We start from the raw sequence: 18,834 nt of genomic DNA on the forward strand, positions 1-18,834 counted from the left end.
TCTAATTTTTAAAATTGATAGGTTCTAATTTCTGCTGGACGTAAGGTTGTATTTGGTGCAACCACCATTTTAGCATTGTTCAAATCAACCACACTATCAGCCTCTTGTCCTTGATACTTAACAACTACATCTTGTGCTTGCGCAGTCATATTATAACCACGTACCAAAACCTCACCACTTGGCAATTTTTGTGTAGCTGTAATCGCAAATGCAGGATTATCTACGCTTAAATAAGTTGCACTTGGAGCTAATGTTGCTGCGTGATGTTGGCTTTGAACGCTCAAGAGTTTAACTTGGGCACTTCTAGCTTGTTTATAAGCCATTAATTCTTCTACTTGCGAGCCATCGGTAAATGCTAATGAAAGTTGCGCATTGAAAGGTCCTTGACATTGCGCTTGTGGTGTTGGGAAATAACCCCAGTCACCCATTTCACCGACACACCGCAATAATGTCACTGCAATTTCATTACCATTTTGGTCTACTTCATATTCATTCAAACCAAAATTGCCCACAACAATGCTTGCATCTGTGCCTTTTAAAGCCACAAAACTTTGTTGATGTTGTGGATTTTCTGGGTTTTCCCAAGTCTTAGCCACTTTATTTGGCCGTTTAACCACTTCATAAATCGATTCAGCAAAATGCTCTGTTGCACCAAAATCAGTCGTCACCACAGCTCTTAGACGATGATCTAAGATGTTGTTATCACCTGAAACATTGATTTGCAAGCGATTTTCATCATCCAATAATTTAAGCTCTACATCAAGTTTAAATGGCACTAATTTTTGACTGCGGCCAGCTGTACGGTTTGTAATATCAATCACCGCTTGTTGTTCATAAACCAAGCGCTCATCAGCACTTTGTGGTAAAAGCTCTTCATGTGAATAACGTAGAACTTGGCCGTTTAAGAGACTATCTTTAACCATCTTTTTAAGTGGTGCCTTGAAGAATAAGCGTTTATTATCGCTAGAACGCTTGTAAATATACTCATTACCAATATCTCCTGTATCTTCAAAGCGCAAGACGTCAGTGTATTGTTTATTGGTCTTTTTATCCAAAACATCGATTTTTCCATTAGGAGTCACGCTTACCTTGAGACGCGCATTTTCTAAGATTGCTTGCGTATCTTGGCACAAGTTTTCCTTAACAACTTGTGGGCAATCACTTACTAACGCTAATGTCTTCCATGAAAATGCTGCAAGTTTTGGTGCAACCGCAACATCAACATAAGCCGCCATGTATGGCACACGGAACTTGTCATCTGGCAAATCATAATTAAAGCGAGCATAACGGCGTAAAATTTTAGCCGGTTGAATCTGTTTGTCTTCATCGATTATTGCTAGATCTTTTAATTCATTGACATACGCTAGCATTTCATCATAAGCGGCTTGTGGTGCACTGTCTTTAAAGAGACGTTGGTTTACCTTAACACTGATAACAACTTCTTCTTGTTTAGGACTTTCACTAGTGTTAATCACCACAAATGGATGTGCCTTGGCACTAAACTTGCTGGTATCGATTTGAGCGGCAAATTTAGCCAACGCATTTTGGGTTAAATCTTGTCCCACTTGGCTGGCCGTTTCAAATCTATGCATTACACCAGGGAAGACTTCATCAACCGAACAACCGCAAATACTATCGTGTGGATGATTTTGCAAAAGCGTCTTCCAAGCAAAATCCAAGCGATCTTGGTTGCTTTCATTATTACCATCTGCAATTAATATTGCTGGTTCTGTGATATTTTCTAACAAACGTTGTACTTCGGTATTCTTTTGTTTAATATACACACGTGCAGATGAAGTGTTAGCCAAAGTATACCAACCACTTGTTGCTTGAGAAGTCAATTCACCAGAGATGGTTGATAAATCCTTTGGCAAATCTTTTTTCAATGCCGTGATATATTCTTCAAAGCTTGAATGGATAAATTCGTAATCTGGGAATAATTCATTGGCAACCTTGATAGCTTGACTGAGGTCTTTTTGGACCGGTTGATGGTCAACCCCATTCATCATCAACAAATCATCGGTAGCTGCAAATTTTTCGGCATCCGCTAGCTTTTGTTGCCAATATTTTTGCGCAGCTTGACGTTCAACTGGAATTTCATTACCGTTTGAATACCAGTTAGCAAATAAAATCCCTAAAACCCTGCTGCCATCGGGACCATCCCACCACATTTCTGAATAAGTCGAGTCATACTCGCCTTGGCCTGTTTGATTGTTAAATCCAGTTGGTGTAACCCCACGTCCAAAGGCAACCGTATCAAGACCTGAAAGTTGCATCATTTGTGCAGTTTGGCCCATATTTCCAAATGTATCTGGGAAATAGCCTAAAGGAACGGGTTGACCATATTTTTTAGATTCCTTAATCCCGTATTGTGTGTTACGCACATTTGCTTCTGAACTGATCAAAAAGTCGTCTTGCAAGATATAAAAAGGTCCAATCTTAAGCTTACCCGCTTTAATCCAATGTTCTAGTTCGGCACGTTTTTCTGGACGTACTGCCAAATAATCATCCAAAATGACTGTTTGTCCATCTAAATGAAAACTGTGAAAGTCTGGATCGTTTTTAAACAAATCAAACAAATCATCCATCAATTGCACTAAGCGCATATGATGATGTTCAAAACCCATGTACCATTCACGATCCCAATGGCTATGAGAAACAATGTATACTTTCTTTTTTGACATTTTAAATTCCTCCATTAATCTTTGACACGAATATCAAAATAATCTAACAACAATTCACAAAACATCATATTTGCCCAAGAAAACCACTCACGGGTAAATTGACTTGGATCATTTACATCAAAGCCTTCATGCATCATATTAGTCCCAGCTGTTGTTTGGGTTAGATTATCTAAAATTTCGGCCTTACGTTTCTTATCAGATTGTGTTAAGCCTTCGATAGCTAAAGCGATTGGCCAAACATAATTAGCAGGTGTATGTGGCGAACCTAAGCCTTTAGCATATTTACCTTCGTAATAATATGGATTTTCCTTGCTTAATACCGTTGCACGTGTTGCTTGGTAGATTGGATCGGCAATATCGATGGCATCTAGATAAGGCAGACTCAATAAACTTGGAACATTAGCATCATCCATAAACAAGTAATTTCCTAAACCATCAGTTTCATAGGCGTAAATATCTTGATTTGCTTTATTTTTCATCAAACCATATTCTTGAATGCCTTGTCCGATAATTTGGGCTAATTCAAAGCAACGAGTAGCAAAGGCTTCATCGTTTTTGACTTCGCTATAAATTTCGGCTAATTGCAACAAACTAGCTTTAGCAAAAAGATTGGCTGGAATTGAATAGCCATACTTTGCTCGATCATCGCTAGGACGAAAAGCGCTCCATGTCATCTTAGTCAAGCCAAAGTCCCCACCTTTACCCGCATTAGGTAAAGTATCTTCAGGATGATCAACGGTACGAATAAAATAATAGCTCGAATTATTATGGTCTAATTCTGTTTCTAAAACATCTAACATCTTAGCCGTTGCACTTTCAAATTCCGCATCAAAATGTTGAGTACTTGCGGTTTTTTTCCAGAATAAATACGCCAAGTTGACTGGATAGCACAATGAGTCGATTTCATATTTACGCTCCCAAATCCATGGACTCATCTGCGTACCATCACTTTGATGGCCTGCGCCATTCGCACTTTGATTAAAGGCATTAGCATACGGATCTAGATTCATATTAAAAAATTGACGTTTAATAACCTTAGAGATAATCGCAAATATCTCTGGATCTTTATTGGCTAACACCAGATAAGGTCTTAATTGAGCCGTGGAATCACGTTGCCACATGGCTGGGATATCACCGGTCAACACAAAGATGCCATGTTCATCTTCAACAAGTGCATTTTTTAAAGTATCTGCAAAGGTCAATTCAAACGTCTTGGCCCAAGCAGCATGTTGTGTGCCGCACTTATTTTTGATTTCTGTAATTAATTGGGTAACTCCTGTGGGTAATTGTTTTGTCATATTTTAATTCCCCTTTGGTATATTTTTATACTTGAAATATATCATGTTATCTGTTTAAATTGTTAATGAAAACGCTAAATCCTTTAAAAAGTGGGATGTTAGTAATATACCAACCAGGAGGATGAAGATGGCAAAGTATCAAGAAATCTATGAAAAACTGCGCTTAGCTGTCTTGCGGGGCGAATATGCTCCCGATCAACAGCTACCCAGTGAAAATGCTCTTTCGCTCAAATACGGTGTCAGTCGTATCACCTCAAAGCATGCCTTAAACAAACTTGAAGAAAATGGCTTGATCTATCGCATTCAAGGTAAAGGCAGTTTTGTTAAACCACATGTCGGCACTAATTCACGCAAACTATTGCTTGTATTACCTTTTGCCGGCGATTTAGATCTTGGTAATTATCTTAGTGGGATTCAACAAACTTTAACTGGGACGACTTGGCAGTTGTTGTCGATTCAAAACTCAGCATTTTTAAATATGGATATCGACAAATTATTGACCGAATATGCCGGGATCATCTACTATCCACAAAATCTCACCTTGGAATTACCTTATCTTTTACAACTTTACTTAGCCAAAAAACCATTAGTTTTGTTGGATAAAGAAATCGCTCATCTTGGCATCCCAAGCGTTACCAGTGATAACAACTACGGCGGCCAAATTGCCGTTGAACACCTAGCTATCCACGGTTACCAACGGATTGCTTTTTTTGCTAAGACACCATTTTGGGAAGATTTCAGTGGCACAGTGGCTGCGCGCTTTTTTGGTTACCTCAACGCTTATCGGACATTTTGTGACCGCCAAAGCACACCACTTTCTTGGACCCAACAGATGGCGCAGCTTGAAGAAAACGAGTTAATTAGTTATTTAAAAGAACAAAATATTCAAGCTTTGATTGCCGAAAACGACATCGTGGCTTTACGTTTAGGACTTGAATTAAAGAAAAATGGCCTAAAAATTCCTGAAGATATTGCCTTGATTGGCTTTGATGACTTGCCAATGGCACAGTTATTCGATCCGCCTTTAACCAGTATCGGACAAGATTTCTATGAATTAGGTCAAAACGCCGTTGATTTGTTATTAACTCAAATCAACGATCCGGCACGTTTGTTAAATCAACATCAAACAGTGCCCGTCAAGCTAGTCGCGCGTCAATCAACATTAAAGGAGTAAATATCAATGAACATCACACAAATCGATACCCGTCTAGGAACGGACAGTACTTTTGCTTTTTCAAACGGTAACACCTTACCTCTAACTGGGGTGCCGTTTGCGATGAATTATTTAAGCGTTCAAACGACCCCAGAAGAAACTAGTTGGTGGTTTAATCCTAATGCCCACACTTATTGTGGCATTCGTCTAACTCATCAACCAAGTCCTTGGATTGGTGATTTCCAACATTTTACAATGCAAGCTCAAACAAAGCTTTCCGCCGAACCAAGCGATTATGATGCAACTAAGGCACACTTTGCACCTCATTTCCTACGCATTCAAGACATCACTCAAAATGTCTTAACGCAAGCTTGTGCAACAACTTATGGTGGTTGTTTACAGTTTAGTGCTTTGAACCAAGAAAAACTTTGGTTTAAGTTAAGCGCACCTAAGATGCAAGTCATAGGAACCGATGCTTCAACTTTACTTGTTAGCTTCAAGAACTTTGCAGACTGTGAAGATCCTGATTTCACAATGTTTACAGCCTTCAAATTACCAACAAGCGCTACTTTAGATACTTTAGAAATCAAAGATAACACGCTTTATGTAGCATTAAATTGTGTCGCCTGTGAAATTCATTTCGCTACTAGCTTTATCTCAACTACCCAAGCTAGCCTTAACTTGAAACGCATTGCTGCTGATGATTTTGAAACACTTTGCAACCAAAGCCTCCAAGCTTGGAATGAAAAGTTTAGCATAGTTGAAATCAGCGATAATAATCACAAAAATGTCAGCACGTTTTATCATAACCTTTACCGTGCATTGCTTTATCCAACACGTTTTTATGAATTAGATGAACAACAACAACCAATTCATTACAACACTAAAGATAAAAAAGTCGCTAGTGGTAAATTATTCACCAACAACGGTTTTTGGGACACATATAAGACAAGCTTCCCACTTTATTCGTTGTTATGGCCAAATCAATATGCTGAATTTTTAGAAGGCTTCTTGAATAGCTATCGTGAAACCGGCTTTTTACCTCGCTGGTTATCTCCTGACGAACGTGGCATGATGCCAGGAACAATGATTGATGCATTGATTGCCGATGCTTGTGTTAAAGGCATTGCAACTGATTTGATGCCGGAATTTTTAGAAGCAATGATTCATGGCGCTGAAACGATTAGCGATGATCCTAAATACGGGCGTGAAGGTCTAGCAGAATACCTCAAATTAGGTTATGTCCCTTGTGACATCCACGAAAGTGTCAACAAAACACTAGACTATGCTTATTCAGACTGGTTGATCAGCGTTGTTGCTAATAAATTAGGCAAACAAGACATCGCTCAAAAATATCAAAAACGTAGCCAAAACTACCGTAACTTATTTGATAAAGAGCACAACTTGATGCACCCTAAAGATCGTAACGGCAACTTTACATCCGATTACGAAAGCATCACTTGGGGATGCGGCTTTACGGAAGGTAGCGCATGGCAAAATAGTTTTGCCGTTTACCAAGATTTCCCTGGCTTAATCGAACTTAGTGGCGGCAATCAAAAATTTGCCCAAACGCTACATCAATTAGTCAATCAAGATGCTCGCTATAATGTAGGAAGCTACAACATGACAATCCATGAAATGCGTGAAATGGCAGCCCAACCATTTGGCCAGCTTGCTATTTCTAATCAACCAAGTTTCCATTTACCATACTTGTTTGCCCTTTGCCAAGAACCAGCTAGCACGCAACTTTTAGTCAAGCAGTTATTGACGACTTGCTTTGATGATGGTTTTACCGGTTATCCAGGCGATGAAGATAACGGTTCGATGAGTAGTTGGTATCTCTTCTCTAGCTTAGGCTTTTATCCAGTAACACCAGGTTTAGGGCAATATGTCTTAGGCATTCCGTTGTTTGATAAGGTAGTCTTGCATCTAGCAAACGAACAAACTTTATGCTTGCAAACTTATAACAACTATCCAAGCAACAACTTCGTAGATTACTACCGTTTAGATGGACAAGAAATCACGACTACGATTAAGCATGAAGACTTGATCAAAGCTAAAAAACTTGAAGTCCGCTTGCAAGTCCTTCCTAAATAACAAAAAACCCGTTCGTTTTTTGAACGGGTTTTTGTTATAAAAAAGCTTCGTTTAAGCCATAAACTTGCATTTCGTAGATACGAACCGCAGTGTCTGAGCCTTGGGTTGGCTTATCTACTACTAACTTGACATAGCGTCCTTGCGTTGGTGCAAAGGTATTATTGCTTGTTCGTGCGACTTTGGTGAAATCTCCTTTAATTTTATCTTAAGCCCAAATCTCTTAAAGAAACCCACGACTGATTAGTACTAAAAATCGTGGGTAAAATTAAGCTATTTAACAATTTTAGTAAACAGAAAGTTCAGTTTCTGAATCAAAGAAGTGTGCCTTATTCAAATCAAAGCCCATCTTGAGTACGGAACCTGGTTTCACAAAGTCACGTGCATCAACTTTAGAAATGAATTCAGTTTTGCCTACTTTATTATAAAGTTGCGATTCAGCCCCTAAAAGTTCGGAAACGACCACGGTTGCTTCAACCACCGCATCCGGGAAGGTTTCTAAGAAGGCTGGTTCGGTATGAACATCTTCTGGACGAATACCAAAGATCAATTCTTTGTTTTCATAACCTTTTTCGCGTAAAACTTTCAAACAACCTTCCGGCACTTTCAAGCTGAAGTCGCCATCTTTGTCGATAATCGTATCGCCTTTAAGGCTAACTTTAAAGAAGTTCATCGCTGGTGAACCGATAAAGCCACCAACAAAGACATTAGCTGGATTATCATAAACTTCTTGTGGTGTACCAACTTGTTGGATCTTACCATCACGCATAACAACGATACGATCAGCCATTGTCATCGCTTCAGTTTGATCATGTGTAACATAAATAGTAGTTGTCTTTAATTCTTGGTGCAACTTAGCAATTTCAGCACGCATCGAAACACGTAACTTAGCATCCAAGTTAGATAATGGTTCGTCCATCAAAAAGATTGGTGCATCACGCACAATCGCACGTCCTAAAGCAACACGTTGTTGTTGCCCACCAGACAAAGCTGCTGGCTTGCGATCTAAGTATTCTTTTAAGCCTAAGATATCAGCAGCACGTTGCACACGTTTGTCGATTTCTTCTTTAGAATATTTACGTAACTTCAAACCAAAGGCCATGTTATCATAAATTGTCATATGTGGATAAAGCGCATAGTTTTGGAAAACCATCGCAATGTTACGATCTTTAGGTGCTTCATCGTTAACAACCTTGCCGTCAATCTTGAATTCACCTTCTGTAATTTCTTCTAATCCGGCAATCATACGCAATGTTGTTGACTTCCCACAACCGGAAGGACCAACAAAAACGATGAATTCGCAGTCTTTAATGTGTAAATTAAAATCTGTTACAGAATAGTTTTCCGCATTTTCGTATTTTTTATAAATGTGATCTAAACTAATTTCAACCATATTTTTCACCTATTCATTAAATTTCTTGATTACGTTTTCATTTTAACGCAAGCGTTTTCTTCCTTCATCGGCAAAACTTACAAATTAATTTATCTTCTTTGTGCACATTTACAATATACAAAAAAGATGTCTCATCCATTTGGATGAGACATCTTTTTTAATAACCAATTCGTTGGAAATTGTATTTCTTTTTGAGATAGTTGCGTACAAAAAATGCAGCCACTGCTAAAATCGCATAAATAATTGGATTTAATGGTACATTAATGCTTTGTGGGATAAATGGAATCAAACCAAATGCCAACAACCAAACAACCACCATCAAAGCCGTAATTCCTAGACCGCGCAACCATTTGTTTTTAGCTTCTTTCATCTTTTGTGGATCCATCATCTTATAGAAGAAGGCCAAACCTAAACCAACGATGATTGATGTGACAAATAAGGTTAACCAACCATTGTTTTGTTGATCTTTTTCGTTTCCAAAGAAGCCCAAAACGCCATACAAGACACAAAACATCATGAAAATAATCAAGATGTTATCGACCGCTAGTTTCCAAAACTTGATTGGTTCACGTGGAGGTTCTTCACCTTTTTTACGTCCTGAAACAATTTCTTGGGCATATTCTGTCACGGTTCCAAATAATTTAACAGCGGTTATCCCTTGACGTTGCTTTTCTTTTAACTCCTTGTAGGTTGTTTCAAGAATTGCTTGTTTCTTGTCTAAATCGTAGCCTTTTTCTTCTAAAAGCTTGTTTAAACGAAACATGTACTCTTCGTTTTTCTTAGTTAAACCTGCATACTCACCATCACGAACAGTCACTTCAACTTGTTGAACTTCTTCGTTTTGTACTTCTACTTCTTGTTGCTTTGTTTCTTCAGCCAATCTTGAGTCCTCCTACTCTTATTAGACATTGAATCTAAATTCAATGATGTCACCATCTTGTACTTCGTATTCCTTACCTTCCAAGCGCAAACGCCCAGCTTCTTTAACGGCTTGCATGCTGCCATATTTGTCTAAATCGGCAAACGAAACTGTTTCAGCACGAATAAAGCCACGTTCAAAGTCAGAGTGAATAACGCCAGCTACTTGGGGGGCTTTCATGCCTTGTTTGAAGGTCCAAGCACGTGTTTCTTTACCACCAGCAGTAAAGAAGGTTGCTAGCCCTAGCAATTTATACGAAGCTCGAATCAAACGATCTAAGCCAGATTCACTAACGCCTTCTGCTTCTAAGAATTCTTGTTTTTCATCGTCGTCTAATTGAGCGATTTCTTCTTCAGTACGTGCACATACAGCTAGTGCTTGAGCACCTTCGCTTGCAGCAAAATCTTTGATTTGTTGATAGTATTTGCAACTATCTGGATCAGCCATATCTTCTTCGGCAATGTTAGCCACGTATAAAACAGGTTTAGTCGTCAACAAGAACAAACCTTTAACAATCTTTTGTTCTTCAGGACTAAATTCAAGACTACGTACAGCTTTACCATCTTCTAAAACAGGCTTAATCTTTTGTAATACTGCAAATTCAGCAACTGCATCTTTATCCTTGCTACGTGCCATCTTTTCAACACGGGTATAACGCTTATTGACAGATTCCAAGTCAGCTAAAACCAACTCGAGGTTAATCGTATCGATATCTTCAAGTGGTGCGACTTTGTTTGCCACGTGGGTGATATTTTCGTCTTCAAATGCACGTACAACATGTACAATTGCATCAACTTGACGGATATTTTCTAAAAACTTGTTTCCAAGTCCTTCACCTTTGCTAGCGCCTTTAACAATCCCTGCAATATCGGTAAATTCAAAGGTTGTGTGGACAATTTTTTTAGCCGGAATCATTTCGTCGATTCGTGCTAAACGGCTATCAGGAACTTCAACCATCCCGACATTTGGATCAATCGTCGCAAATGGATAGTTTGCCATTTCTGCGCCTGCCTTAGTAATTGCATTAAACAAGGTTGACTTACCAACGTTTGGTAACCCAACAATCCCTGCTGTTAGTGCCATAATGTAAATTCACTCTTTCTTAGTTAGTTTGGTTTGCTTTTTGCAAAACCTTTTTAAATCTTCTTTCAAATTCACGGCGTGGTAGCATAATCAAACGATTACACTGTGTACAGCGAATTTTGATGTCCATCCCCATGCGGATAATTTCCCAACGATTTGCACCGCATGGATGAGGTTTCTTCATTTCAACAATATCATGTAATTCGTACAATGTCATCACCTTGTCGTATTATTTCAATCCAAACTGATATTTAAAATCTCTAAAATGCGATTTAAATCGTCTAAGGATAGATAATCGATTTCAATCTTGCCTTTACCGCTAGTGTTATTTTTAATGGCAACCTTCGTGCCAAATTTTTCACCTAAAAGCTGTTCACTTTGCTTAAAGTAAGGTGATTGCAGTTTTTCTTTTTTCAGTGGTTTTTTTGTTTGTTCGTTTAACTTAGCCACTAATTGTTCTAACTGACGCACGGTAAGATTTTCTTTAACGGTTTTTTTAGCCACTTCGATGATTTTTTTCTTATCTTTAAGCGACAATAAAGTACGCGCTTGCCCCATCGAAAGCGTCTTTTCTTGAATCATCTGCTTGACTTGCGCAGGTAAACCTAATAAGCGCACACAGTTAGCAACGTATGGCCGGGATTTACCTAAACGCTCTGAGACTTGCGCTTGAGTCAGATGCAAGTTTTCCATTAATTGGCTATACGCTTGAGCTTCTTCTAACGGTGTCAAATCTTCACGTTGTAAGTTTTCTAAAACAGCAATTTCCATCATCGCTTCTTCGTCTAACTCGCGTACGATAGCGGGAATCACTTCTTTATTAGCCAATTGTGACGCACGATAACGGCGTTCACCTGCAATGATATCATATCCTTGAACGCTTGACTTACGCACGATAATCGGTTGAAAGACACCATTTTTAGAGATAGAAGCTGCCAATTCTTTTAAGGCATCTTCATCAAAAATCTTACGTGGTTGATATGGATTAGGACGAATTTGGCTTAATTCAAGTTCGATGACTTCTTCTTTTTGGCCATTATTTTCTTGCGCAATTTCTTCAAATAACGCTTCGATACCGCGTCCTAAGCCACGTGCATTGCTTTTTTTATTTGCCATTTGCTGCCAAAACCTCCTTGGCTAATGCCATATATTCCTTTGCTCCACGTGAGTTTGGATCATAATCAATGATTGCCAAACCATGGCTTGGAGCTTCTGATAAGCGAACGTTTCTTGGAATGATGGTTTGATAAACCTTGTCTTTAAAGTAGTTTTTAACTTCTTGTACGACTTGATTTCCCAAATTAGTCCGTGAATCATACATTGTCATTAAGACACCTTCGATCTTGAGGTTTGGATTGAAGTGTTTTTGCACCAATTTAATCGTGTTCATCAACTGGCTTAAGCCTTCCAAAGCATAGTATTCGGTTTGGACTGGCATCAAGATTGAATCACATGTCGTAAAGGCGTTGATTGTCAATAAACCTAAGGAAGGAGGGCAGTCAATCAAGATAAAATCGTATTGATCTTTTAGCGGTAAAACTGCACTGGCTAGCCGTTTTTCACGTGCCATTTGTGAAGTCAATTCGATTTCTGCTCCCGAAAGTTGAATCGTTGCTGGAGCCACATCTAAACCTTTTCTTTGCGTATGTTTAATGACGTCTTCTAACGCAACATCATTGACTAAAACGTCATAAATATCTTCTTTTATCTCTGGCTTTTTTATACCTAAGCCACTTGTTGCATTGCCTTGAGCATCGATATCAATCAACAACACTTTTTGGCCTAACTGTGCCAAACAAGCACCTAAATTCACGCTGGTCGTAGTCTTGCCTACGCCGCCTTTTTGATTCGCTAACGCAATAATTACTCCCATTGTTGCTCCTCCGTTTAGTTTTTATTGTCAGTCGCAATATCGATAATGATGCGATGATAACCTTCGATGTCTTCTTCACTGGCTTTAACTTCAATACCAGTCTTTTCAATCATCTTGAGTGATTCTTTGATCGTATTGACGGCTAACTTGCTGTTGCGTGCTACTGCCTTAGTGTTGACCTTTTTAACTTTTTTAGGGACACTTGGTTTTTGTAACTGCTTGATAAAAGCTTCTGTTTCTTTGACCGACATGTGTTTAGCTAAAATCTCTTTTAACACTTGCACTTGTTGTTCAGCACTTAGACTGACCATACAACGGCCGTGCCGTTCACTGACATTACGATTCATGATTTCTCGTTGTACACCTGGTGCTAATTTTAATAAACGCATCTTATTGGCAACAAACGATTGACTCTTTCCGATTGCTTGAGCCAGGTTTGTTTGCGTCATTTGATTTAATTCCATCAAGCGTTGATAAGCCTGTGCTTCCTCAATTGCCGTTAAGCCTTCACGGTGCAAATTTTCGATAATAGCCATCGATGCTGAAGCTTTATCGTCCATCTCTTTAACTAAAGCTGGAATCGTCTGCCAATTTAATGAGCTAACTGCCCGAAAACGGCGTTCACCTGCGATGATTTCATATTTTTGTGGTTCATATTCACGTAAAACTACCGGCTGTAACAAGCCATGTTCTTGAATTGTAGCTGCTAGTTCTTGGATGCTTTCTTTGCTAAAAACTTTACGCGGTTGAAACCGATTGGCTACGATTTGACTCAATGGTATTTCTTGAACCCTGGTGGCATCGTTTGTGGCGTCTTTTTTATTATGATCTTTAAAGAAAAATGAAAATGGCATCTGCGTCGTTTGTTATCCGCATGGAAATGTATTAAAGAAAGATAACCCCACCTTTCTTAAGATTTTGACTGTTCTCGAAATGTCCATGCTTTGATTCTTTCAGTTTCGAGTTTACATTTATTCACCCAACGGTTGCTTAGCTGGCGTACCGGCTTTACGTGGGTATTTAGCCGGTGTTTGTTTAGTCTTGCTAAACACCAAGATATGACGTTCATCGTTTACTTGCGGTAAAGTTGTTTCATAATCAGCTGTAAGTTTAGCCCCTAAAAGCGCTAAAGCTCGCTTGGCTTGGCTTAACTCTTCGCTTGTCTTAGCCGCCTTAAGTGCGATGAATTGTCCGTCTAATTTAACTAAAGGTACACATAATTCTGCTAAAACACTCATCCGTGCAACGGCACGTGCGGTCACTACATCAAAGCTTTGTCGTGCTGGACTCTTTTTACCACCAAATTCTTCGGCTCTGGCATGTATAAAATGTACATTTTCTAAGCCCAATTTAACGGCTAACCGCTCTAAAAAGCCAATCCGCTTATTAAGCGAATCGATGATGGTAACCTCAAGTTGTGGAAAAGCAATTTTTAATGGTAAAGACGGAAAACCCGCACCAGCTCCCACATCACACAAGCGCAGCGGTTTGGTGCGCAAATCCGCAACAAACAAAGCAGGCAATAATGAATCACAAAAATGCTTCAAATAAACTTCTTGTTCTTGCGTAATCGCCGTTAAGTTCATCTTTTCATTTTCCGCCACTAAAAATTCATAGTATTGCGCAAACTGTTGCATTTGTTGGGCACTTAACTCGATTCCTTGTTGGGCAAAAAAGCGTTGAAATTCTTCTGGTGTCATGGTTATCCCCTTCACTGCCAAATTATTGTGAAACACAAGTAAATTATTCAGTGTTTCACGCACAATACAAGTGTAATTTATTTAGCCGTGAAATACAAGTTAAGTCCCAGATTTTTTATAAGTTTTTGTTTGCATTTTCAAATAATTTCAGCTACATTATTTTCAACAAAGATTATATGAAAGGAACTTATCATGAGTATCGAAATTATCACTTCACACGAACCGACTACCAACCAGCAGCCTCACTTACAAACACTGGCTTTTGAACCCAACAATGATATTGAACTCATCTTGCCACCTCAGGTAAATGAAAAGCCTTTTAGCTTTATTATCTGTTTGCAATCTCAACCAACCAGTTGGCCTTTGCAAGCATTATGTACACTGGTACAAAATAATTTAGCACTTGGATTAGTCAAAATCGAGCCAACTTTAAGTCAAAAAAAGCAAATCGCCTTAATTCATCAAGCAACACGCCACTTATTATTGCATGCTTATCGTTTCAACTTAGATACCAATCGTTACTTAATCTGGGGAATACGGCAAAGTGCATGGCTTGCACATCAAGCCTTAGTAACGATGCGGCAACAAGCTTATCATACCCAGGATTGTCGGGTCTTGCCTTTACGTTATCGTGGAGTGATCATGAGTGCACCAATTCAGCTTGAAAACCTATTATGGGCCGACAATAGATTTAAGCAAGCTCCTTGCTTTATCGTCAGCTGTGATGATCCAAAACAAGACTGCATCGCTAAGCTTACAGCAAGTGGACATGAAGTACTTTTTTACCACCTACCAGAAAGTCAAAATATGGACGATTCTTTTTACACGCCCTATATTTTAGACAAGATGATTACCTTTGCTAAAGAAATTTTAGAAAAAAAATAAGCAACAAATGCCAACATTTAAGGTTTTGCACGCACAACTTTGCTCAGTATATATTTTTTCAATATTTCTTCACAATTTCTTCACAATTTTAGATTATATTACAATTATACCTAATAACAACAAACAAACTTTTCATTTACTCCCCCCTAAACAGTAAGTGAACCCAACCAATCGGCCCCCCCTAATCCGATTGGTTATATATTCCTTTTTCTCCACGGTTTCCCGACTGTGGAGTTTTTTTATTTCTAAAACAATTATATATTAGTGATTAATTTCACATTTTAAGAGGTATTTTATTAATGACTAAACAAGAACAACAATTAACTCAAATTATTTCTTACGCTTCTGTTGCACTAGCAAACGATAAAACCGGTCATGACTTGGCGCATCTTAAACGTGTGGCTTCTTTAGTTGAAAAGTTACATCAGGAATGTGATTTTGATCTTTTCATCGCTTTGAGTGCCGCTTATTTACACGATGTAATCGATGATAAATTATTTGCAAATCCAGCCACGCAACTGGCAAAACTCAAAGAATTCTTGGTTGCGCTTGATTTAGATGCTACACAAATCACAGCCATCGAAGACATCATCACACACATGTCGTTTGCCCATTCACTAGAACAAGAAGTTAATTTACCTATAGAAGGACAAATCGTCCAAGACGCCGATTGGCTTGATGCAATTGGTGCAATTGGTATCACACGTGCCATTTATTTTGGTGGAGCACATCATGAAAAAATCTATGATCCGACAATGAAGCCACGCCAAAACATGAGTAAAGAAGAATATCGCAATTTAGATAACGAAACGATCATCAATCATTTCTATGAAAAACTTCTCTTACTCAAAAATAAATTAAACACTTCAGCCGCACGCAAATTAGCTGCCCACCGTCATCAAGTCATGCTTGATTTTTTGAGTGAATTCAAAGCGGAATGGGATGGCCAACGTTAGCTTTAGCTTTTTTTAAATAAATCGCTAGTCTTTTTTAACTACTTTCGTGACTATTATTTAAGAATTATCGTTTATTATCCTAAACATAACCTGATAATTAAAACTCCGAGATATGTTACACATGTCTCTTCTTCTAAAAAATCAATGTTAGCGTCCTTTGACTAACTGATTTTGCTATATAACATACTCCTTTTTCTCCACGGCATTACGTCGTGGAGTTTTTTTTAAATCGTAATATGTTTTTAACAAATACTTAAATAATAACTTTTTACTATTTTCTAAATCGTAATGAACAACATTTAGCTCGCAAAAACACTTGACACAACAAGCTTTTTCCCCTAAGATACTAAACAGTAATCATTACTCAATAAAGGAGAGCATAAATCTACATGAAAAAAATCATCTATACTTTAGTATTGTTACTTACTAGTTTTTTATTCGCCCCAAGCGCACATGCCAAGGATACTAAGTTAAATATCGTGACTACCACCGATTTTTACGGCGAAGTTGCCAAAAAAGTTGCCGGTAAATACGCAACCGTCACTTCAATCATCAACAGTCCTAACATTGATCCACATGATTTTGAGCCAACGACTAAAACAGCTAAACTCGTTGCCAAAAGTGATTTAGTCTTATATAACGGCATGGGCTATGATACTTGGGTTAAAAAACTTGGTGGCAAAAAATACATCTCGGTTCAAACCATCATGCATGCCAAAGACGGCGCTAACGAACATTTGTGGTACAAGCCTCAAACTATGGCTAAAACTGCAACATATTTAGCCAAACAATATGGTAAACTAGATCCTAAACACAAAAAACAATACAGCGCCAACGCTAAAAAATACATTAAACAACTCAACGAACTCAACCAAAAATTAGCCCAAATTAAAAAGACTGCCAACAACCAAAAAGTAGCTGTTAGCGAACCTGTTTTTGATTATGCCTTAAAAGCAATGGGCTTTAAGATTGCTAATCAACATTTTGCCAAAGCAACCGAAGAAGGCGCAGATCCTTCTTACTCTGATATCAAACACCTTCAAAACGATATCAAGAACAAAAAAATTGCCTTTTTCGTTGCTAACAAGCAAAGCGATAGCAAAGTCATCCAAAACATGATTGAGTTGTGTCAAAAATCCGATGTTCCAGTAGTTGAAGTTACAGAAACACTCCCTAAAGATCACAGCTACATTCAATGGATGACTGCACAATATGAACAAATTCTTAAGTTACAAAAATAATTGGAAGTGAAATAAAATGGACAGTATCCTCAAAGTAACAGGACTTAACCTCGATATCCCTGGTCGGCGTCTTTTTAATGATTTACGCTTTGAGATTCCCAAAAACGCCTTGACTTGTATCACAGGCGAAAATGGTGTGGGCAAAACAACTTTGATCAAACACCTATTAGAAGACTTAGAACACGGTCATCAAGTCCACACACATTTTGATATCAGTCGCGATCAGGTACAATATGTGCCTCAATTACGCAGCATAGATGACGAATATCCTCTTTGTGTGGCTGATTTTGTCAAGTTCGGTATCAAAAAATGTTTCTGGCCTTGGAACAATAAACAAGCCAAAGATAAAGTCATGCAAATCTTAGCTGAAACTAAATTAACTAAGTTAGCTAAACAGCCTTTAGGCAAAGCTTCTGGGGGCGAAAAACAACGGACCTATCTTGCACAAGCTTTGTGTGCCGATCCAAAACTATTAATTTTAGATGAAGCAACTGCTAATCTCGATCAAACCTCAAAACATGAGTTGTTGTCATTGCTACGTAAAAGCATGCGTGAACATGGCTTAACGGTCATCTTCATCACTCATGACCCTGAATTATTGGCACAATACGCTGATTATGAGCTACATTTAGCTAATCAAACATGCACACTCATCAAAAAGGAGGCACAAAGCTGATGTTTCAATATGATTTCATGCGCTATGCATTTATCTCGGGGATTTTTATTGCCCTTATCTGTGGCATAATGGGCGTTTTTGTTGTCGCACGCCAAACGTCATTTTTCACCCACACCTTATCTGAAATCGGCTTTTCGGGTGCTTCGTTTGGTGTTTTTGCTGGGATTTCCCCGTTGCTTGGTATGTTGACTTTTACTTGTGCCAGTGCTATTTTCATCGGCTTATCTGGTCAACGTTTAGGCCGACGTGAAGCATCTATCAGTGTTTTTTCAGGGATCTTTCTTGGTTTAGGCATCTTGTTTTTATCTCTTTCAGATAAGCAAACTAGTTATGCAACAAGCATCTTGTTTGGAAGCATCGTTGGCATCAATCGTGATAATCTGTTGACCTTAGTCTTGTTAAGTATCGTTTTGCTTGTAGTCATCGGTGTATTATTTCGCAAACTGGCCTATAATTCATTTGATGCACAAGGCGCAGAGTTCAACCAACGTTTCAACCAATTAATCTCGGTTATCTTTTTAGTCTTATTAGCTTTGACCATCAGTATTACAGCGCAAATCGTGGGTTCGTTACTTATCTTTGTTTTATTGACGATTCCAGCTTCGGCGGCTAAATACTACACCCATTCACTTTACAAAATGATTGGCTTAAACATTGCATTTGCCTTGTTTGGTATCTGGTTAGGGCTTTATTTAAGTTATTTAACCGACTGGCCGGTCAGCTTCTTTATTACTTTGATTGAAGCTTTAATTTATGGCAGTGCCCTATTAAAAGAATATCTAGCAAATACACATAATTAGCCTTAACCCTCGCAAAAAAGCGAGGGTTTTTAATTTATTTTCAATCCCCAAAAACTGCACGTTATCAGCTTCACGGGAA

17 protein-coding genes are annotated in these 18,834 nt (G+C 38.5%); 7 read left to right on the plus strand and 10 right to left on the minus strand.

Annotated features, from left to right (window positions below):
- Positions 1–8: 8 nt before the first annotated feature.
- Together QM017_RS08280 and QM017_RS08285 are read right to left on the minus strand one after the other, a co-directional pair.
- Entirely contained in the window at positions 9–2,684 is a 2,676-nt protein-coding gene (locus QM017_RS08280; RefSeq protein WP_282709464.1) for an alpha-mannosidase, read from the minus strand.
- A 14-nt stretch (positions 2,685–2,698) separates the two neighbouring features.
- Complete coding sequence (locus QM017_RS08285; RefSeq protein WP_178196222.1) at positions 2,699–3,982, minus strand: glycoside hydrolase family 125 protein; 1,284 nt, start codon at positions 3,980–3,982, stop codon at positions 2,699–2,701.
- Positions 3,983–4,109: 127 nt separating this feature from the next.
- Here QM017_RS08285 and QM017_RS08290 point away from each other — a divergent pair, with 127 nt between their 5' ends.
- On the plus strand, positions 4,110–5,156 hold the full coding sequence (locus QM017_RS08290) for a substrate-binding domain-containing protein (protein ID WP_178196220.1): 1,047 nt from the start codon (positions 4,110–4,112) through the stop codon (positions 5,154–5,156).
- Between the two features lie 6 nt (positions 5,157–5,162).
- Complete coding sequence (locus QM017_RS08295; protein WP_282709465.1) at positions 5,163–7,232, plus strand: GH92 family glycosyl hydrolase; 2,070 nt, start codon at positions 5,163–5,165, stop codon at positions 7,230–7,232.
- A 283-nt stretch (positions 7,233–7,515) separates the two neighbouring features.
- Here the strand turns inward: QM017_RS08295 and ugpC are convergent, their stop codons facing one another.
- The 8 genes from ugpC to rsmG form a co-directional block, all read right to left on the minus strand.
- Positions 7,516–8,622 carry a sn-glycerol-3-phosphate ABC transporter ATP-binding protein UgpC gene (gene ugpC / locus QM017_RS08300; protein ID WP_282709466.1) on the minus strand — a complete coding sequence of 369 codons (1,107 nt, stop codon included), beginning with the start codon at positions 8,620–8,622 and terminating at the stop codon, positions 7,516–7,518.
- A gap of 157 nt (positions 8,623–8,779) precedes the next feature.
- Positions 8,780–9,502: a DUF1129 domain-containing protein gene (locus tag QM017_RS08305; protein WP_178198076.1), complete on the minus strand. Its 723-nt coding sequence runs from the start codon at positions 9,500–9,502 to the stop codon at positions 8,780–8,782.
- A gap of 21 nt (positions 9,503–9,523) precedes the next feature.
- Positions 9,524–10,624 carry a redox-regulated ATPase YchF gene (gene ychF / locus QM017_RS08310; protein ID WP_282709467.1) on the minus strand — a complete coding sequence of 367 codons (1,101 nt, stop codon included), beginning with the start codon at positions 10,622–10,624 and terminating at the stop codon, positions 9,524–9,526.
- Positions 10,625–10,643: 19 nt separating this feature from the next.
- The gene (locus QM017_RS08315) at positions 10,644–10,835 is read right to left on the minus strand and encodes a DUF951 domain-containing protein (RefSeq protein WP_178198080.1); all 192 of its coding nucleotides are present in this window, start codon (positions 10,833–10,835) and stop codon (positions 10,644–10,646) included.
- A gap of 23 nt (positions 10,836–10,858) precedes the next feature.
- Positions 10,859–11,740, minus strand: a complete 882-nt coding sequence (locus QM017_RS08320) for a ParB/RepB/Spo0J family partition protein (protein WP_282709468.1) — start codon at positions 11,738–11,740, stop codon at positions 10,859–10,861.
- On the minus strand, positions 11,730–12,497 hold the full coding sequence (locus QM017_RS08325; RefSeq protein WP_178198073.1) for an AAA family ATPase: 768 nt from the start codon (positions 12,495–12,497) through the stop codon (positions 11,730–11,732). The genes QM017_RS08320 and QM017_RS08325 overlap by 11 nt, the downstream gene beginning before the upstream one ends.
- Before the next feature lie 14 nt (positions 12,498–12,511).
- Positions 12,512–13,351, minus strand: coding sequence for a nucleoid occlusion protein (gene noc / locus QM017_RS08330; RefSeq protein WP_178198072.1), 840 nt, complete (start codon positions 13,349–13,351; stop codon positions 12,512–12,514).
- A 117-nt stretch (positions 13,352–13,468) separates the two neighbouring features.
- Positions 13,469–14,197, minus strand: coding sequence for a 16S rRNA (guanine(527)-N(7))-methyltransferase RsmG (gene rsmG / locus QM017_RS08335; RefSeq protein WP_178198071.1), 729 nt, complete (start codon positions 14,195–14,197; stop codon positions 13,469–13,471).
- 192 nt (positions 14,198–14,389) lie between these two features.
- Between rsmG and QM017_RS08340 the strand changes: the two genes are divergently transcribed.
- The 5 genes from QM017_RS08340 to QM017_RS08360 all read left to right on the plus strand — a co-directional run bounded on the left by QM017_RS08340 (position 14,390) and on the right by QM017_RS08360 (position 18,755).
- Entirely contained in the window at positions 14,390–15,082 is a 693-nt protein-coding gene (locus QM017_RS08340) for a hypothetical protein (protein ID WP_282709469.1), read from the plus strand.
- Between the two features lie 299 nt (positions 15,083–15,381).
- Positions 15,382–16,038: an HD domain-containing protein gene (locus tag QM017_RS08345; RefSeq protein ID WP_282709470.1), complete on the plus strand. Its 657-nt coding sequence runs from the start codon at positions 15,382–15,384 to the stop codon at positions 16,036–16,038.
- A gap of 389 nt (positions 16,039–16,427) precedes the next feature.
- A complete protein-coding gene (locus QM017_RS08350; RefSeq protein ID WP_282709471.1) occupies positions 16,428–17,279 on the plus strand; it encodes a zinc ABC transporter substrate-binding protein in 852 nt (283 codons plus the stop codon).
- A 16-nt stretch (positions 17,280–17,295) separates the two neighbouring features.
- Positions 17,296–17,955, plus strand: a complete 660-nt coding sequence (locus QM017_RS08355; protein WP_178198067.1) for an ATP-binding cassette domain-containing protein — start codon at positions 17,296–17,298, stop codon at positions 17,953–17,955.
- On the plus strand, positions 17,955–18,755 hold the full coding sequence (locus tag QM017_RS08360) for a metal ABC transporter permease (RefSeq protein WP_282709472.1): 801 nt from the start codon (positions 17,955–17,957) through the stop codon (positions 18,753–18,755). Before QM017_RS08355 ends, QM017_RS08360 begins: the two co-directional genes overlap by 1 nt.
- Positions 18,756–18,834: the final 79 nt, after the last annotated feature.

It is taken from the genome of Ligilactobacillus sp. Marseille-Q7487, assembly GCF_949152225.1.
Taxonomy (GTDB): domain Bacteria; phylum Bacillota; class Bacilli; order Lactobacillales; family Lactobacillaceae; genus Ligilactobacillus.

Coding starts and splice junctions, on each gene's coding strand:
- QM017_RS08280 (WP_282709464.1), bottom strand. CDS start 2,684: ATGTCAAAAAAGAAAGTATACATTGTTTCTCATAGCCATTGGGATCGT.
- QM017_RS08285 (WP_178196222.1), bottom strand. CDS start 3,982: ATGACAAAACAATTACCCACAGGAGTTACCCAATTAATTACAGAAATC.
- QM017_RS08290 (WP_178196220.1), top strand. CDS start 4,110: ATGGCAAAGTATCAAGAAATCTATGAAAAACTGCGCTTAGCTGTCTTG.
- QM017_RS08295 (WP_282709465.1), top strand. CDS start 5,163: ATGAACATCACACAAATCGATACCCGTCTAGGAACGGACAGTACTTTT.
- ugpC (WP_282709466.1), bottom strand. CDS start 8,622: ATGGTTGAAATTAGTTTAGATCACATTTATAAAAAATACGAAAATGCG.
- ychF (WP_282709467.1), bottom strand. CDS start 10,624: ATGGCACTAACAGCAGGGATTGTTGGGTTACCAAACGTTGGTAAGTCA.
- QM017_RS08320 (WP_282709468.1), bottom strand. CDS start 11,740: ATGGCAAATAAAAAAAGCAATGCACGTGGCTTAGGACGCGGTATCGAA.
- QM017_RS08325 (WP_178198073.1), bottom strand. CDS start 12,497: ATGGGAGTAATTATTGCGTTAGCGAATCAAAAAGGCGGCGTAGGCAAG.
- noc (WP_178198072.1), bottom strand. CDS start 13,351: ATGCCATTTTCATTTTTCTTTAAAGATCATAATAAAAAAGACGCCACA.
- rsmG (WP_178198071.1), bottom strand. CDS start 14,197: ATGACACCAGAAGAATTTCAACGCTTTTTTGCCCAACAAGGAATCGAG.
- QM017_RS08340 (WP_282709469.1), top strand. CDS start 14,390: ATGAGTATCGAAATTATCACTTCACACGAACCGACTACCAACCAGCAG.
- QM017_RS08345 (WP_282709470.1), top strand. CDS start 15,382: ATGACTAAACAAGAACAACAATTAACTCAAATTATTTCTTACGCTTCT.
- QM017_RS08350 (WP_282709471.1), top strand. CDS start 16,428: ATGAAAAAAATCATCTATACTTTAGTATTGTTACTTACTAGTTTTTTA.
- QM017_RS08355 (WP_178198067.1), top strand. CDS start 17,296: ATGGACAGTATCCTCAAAGTAACAGGACTTAACCTCGATATCCCTGGT.
- QM017_RS08360 (WP_282709472.1), top strand. CDS start 17,955: ATGTTTCAATATGATTTCATGCGCTATGCATTTATCTCGGGGATTTTT.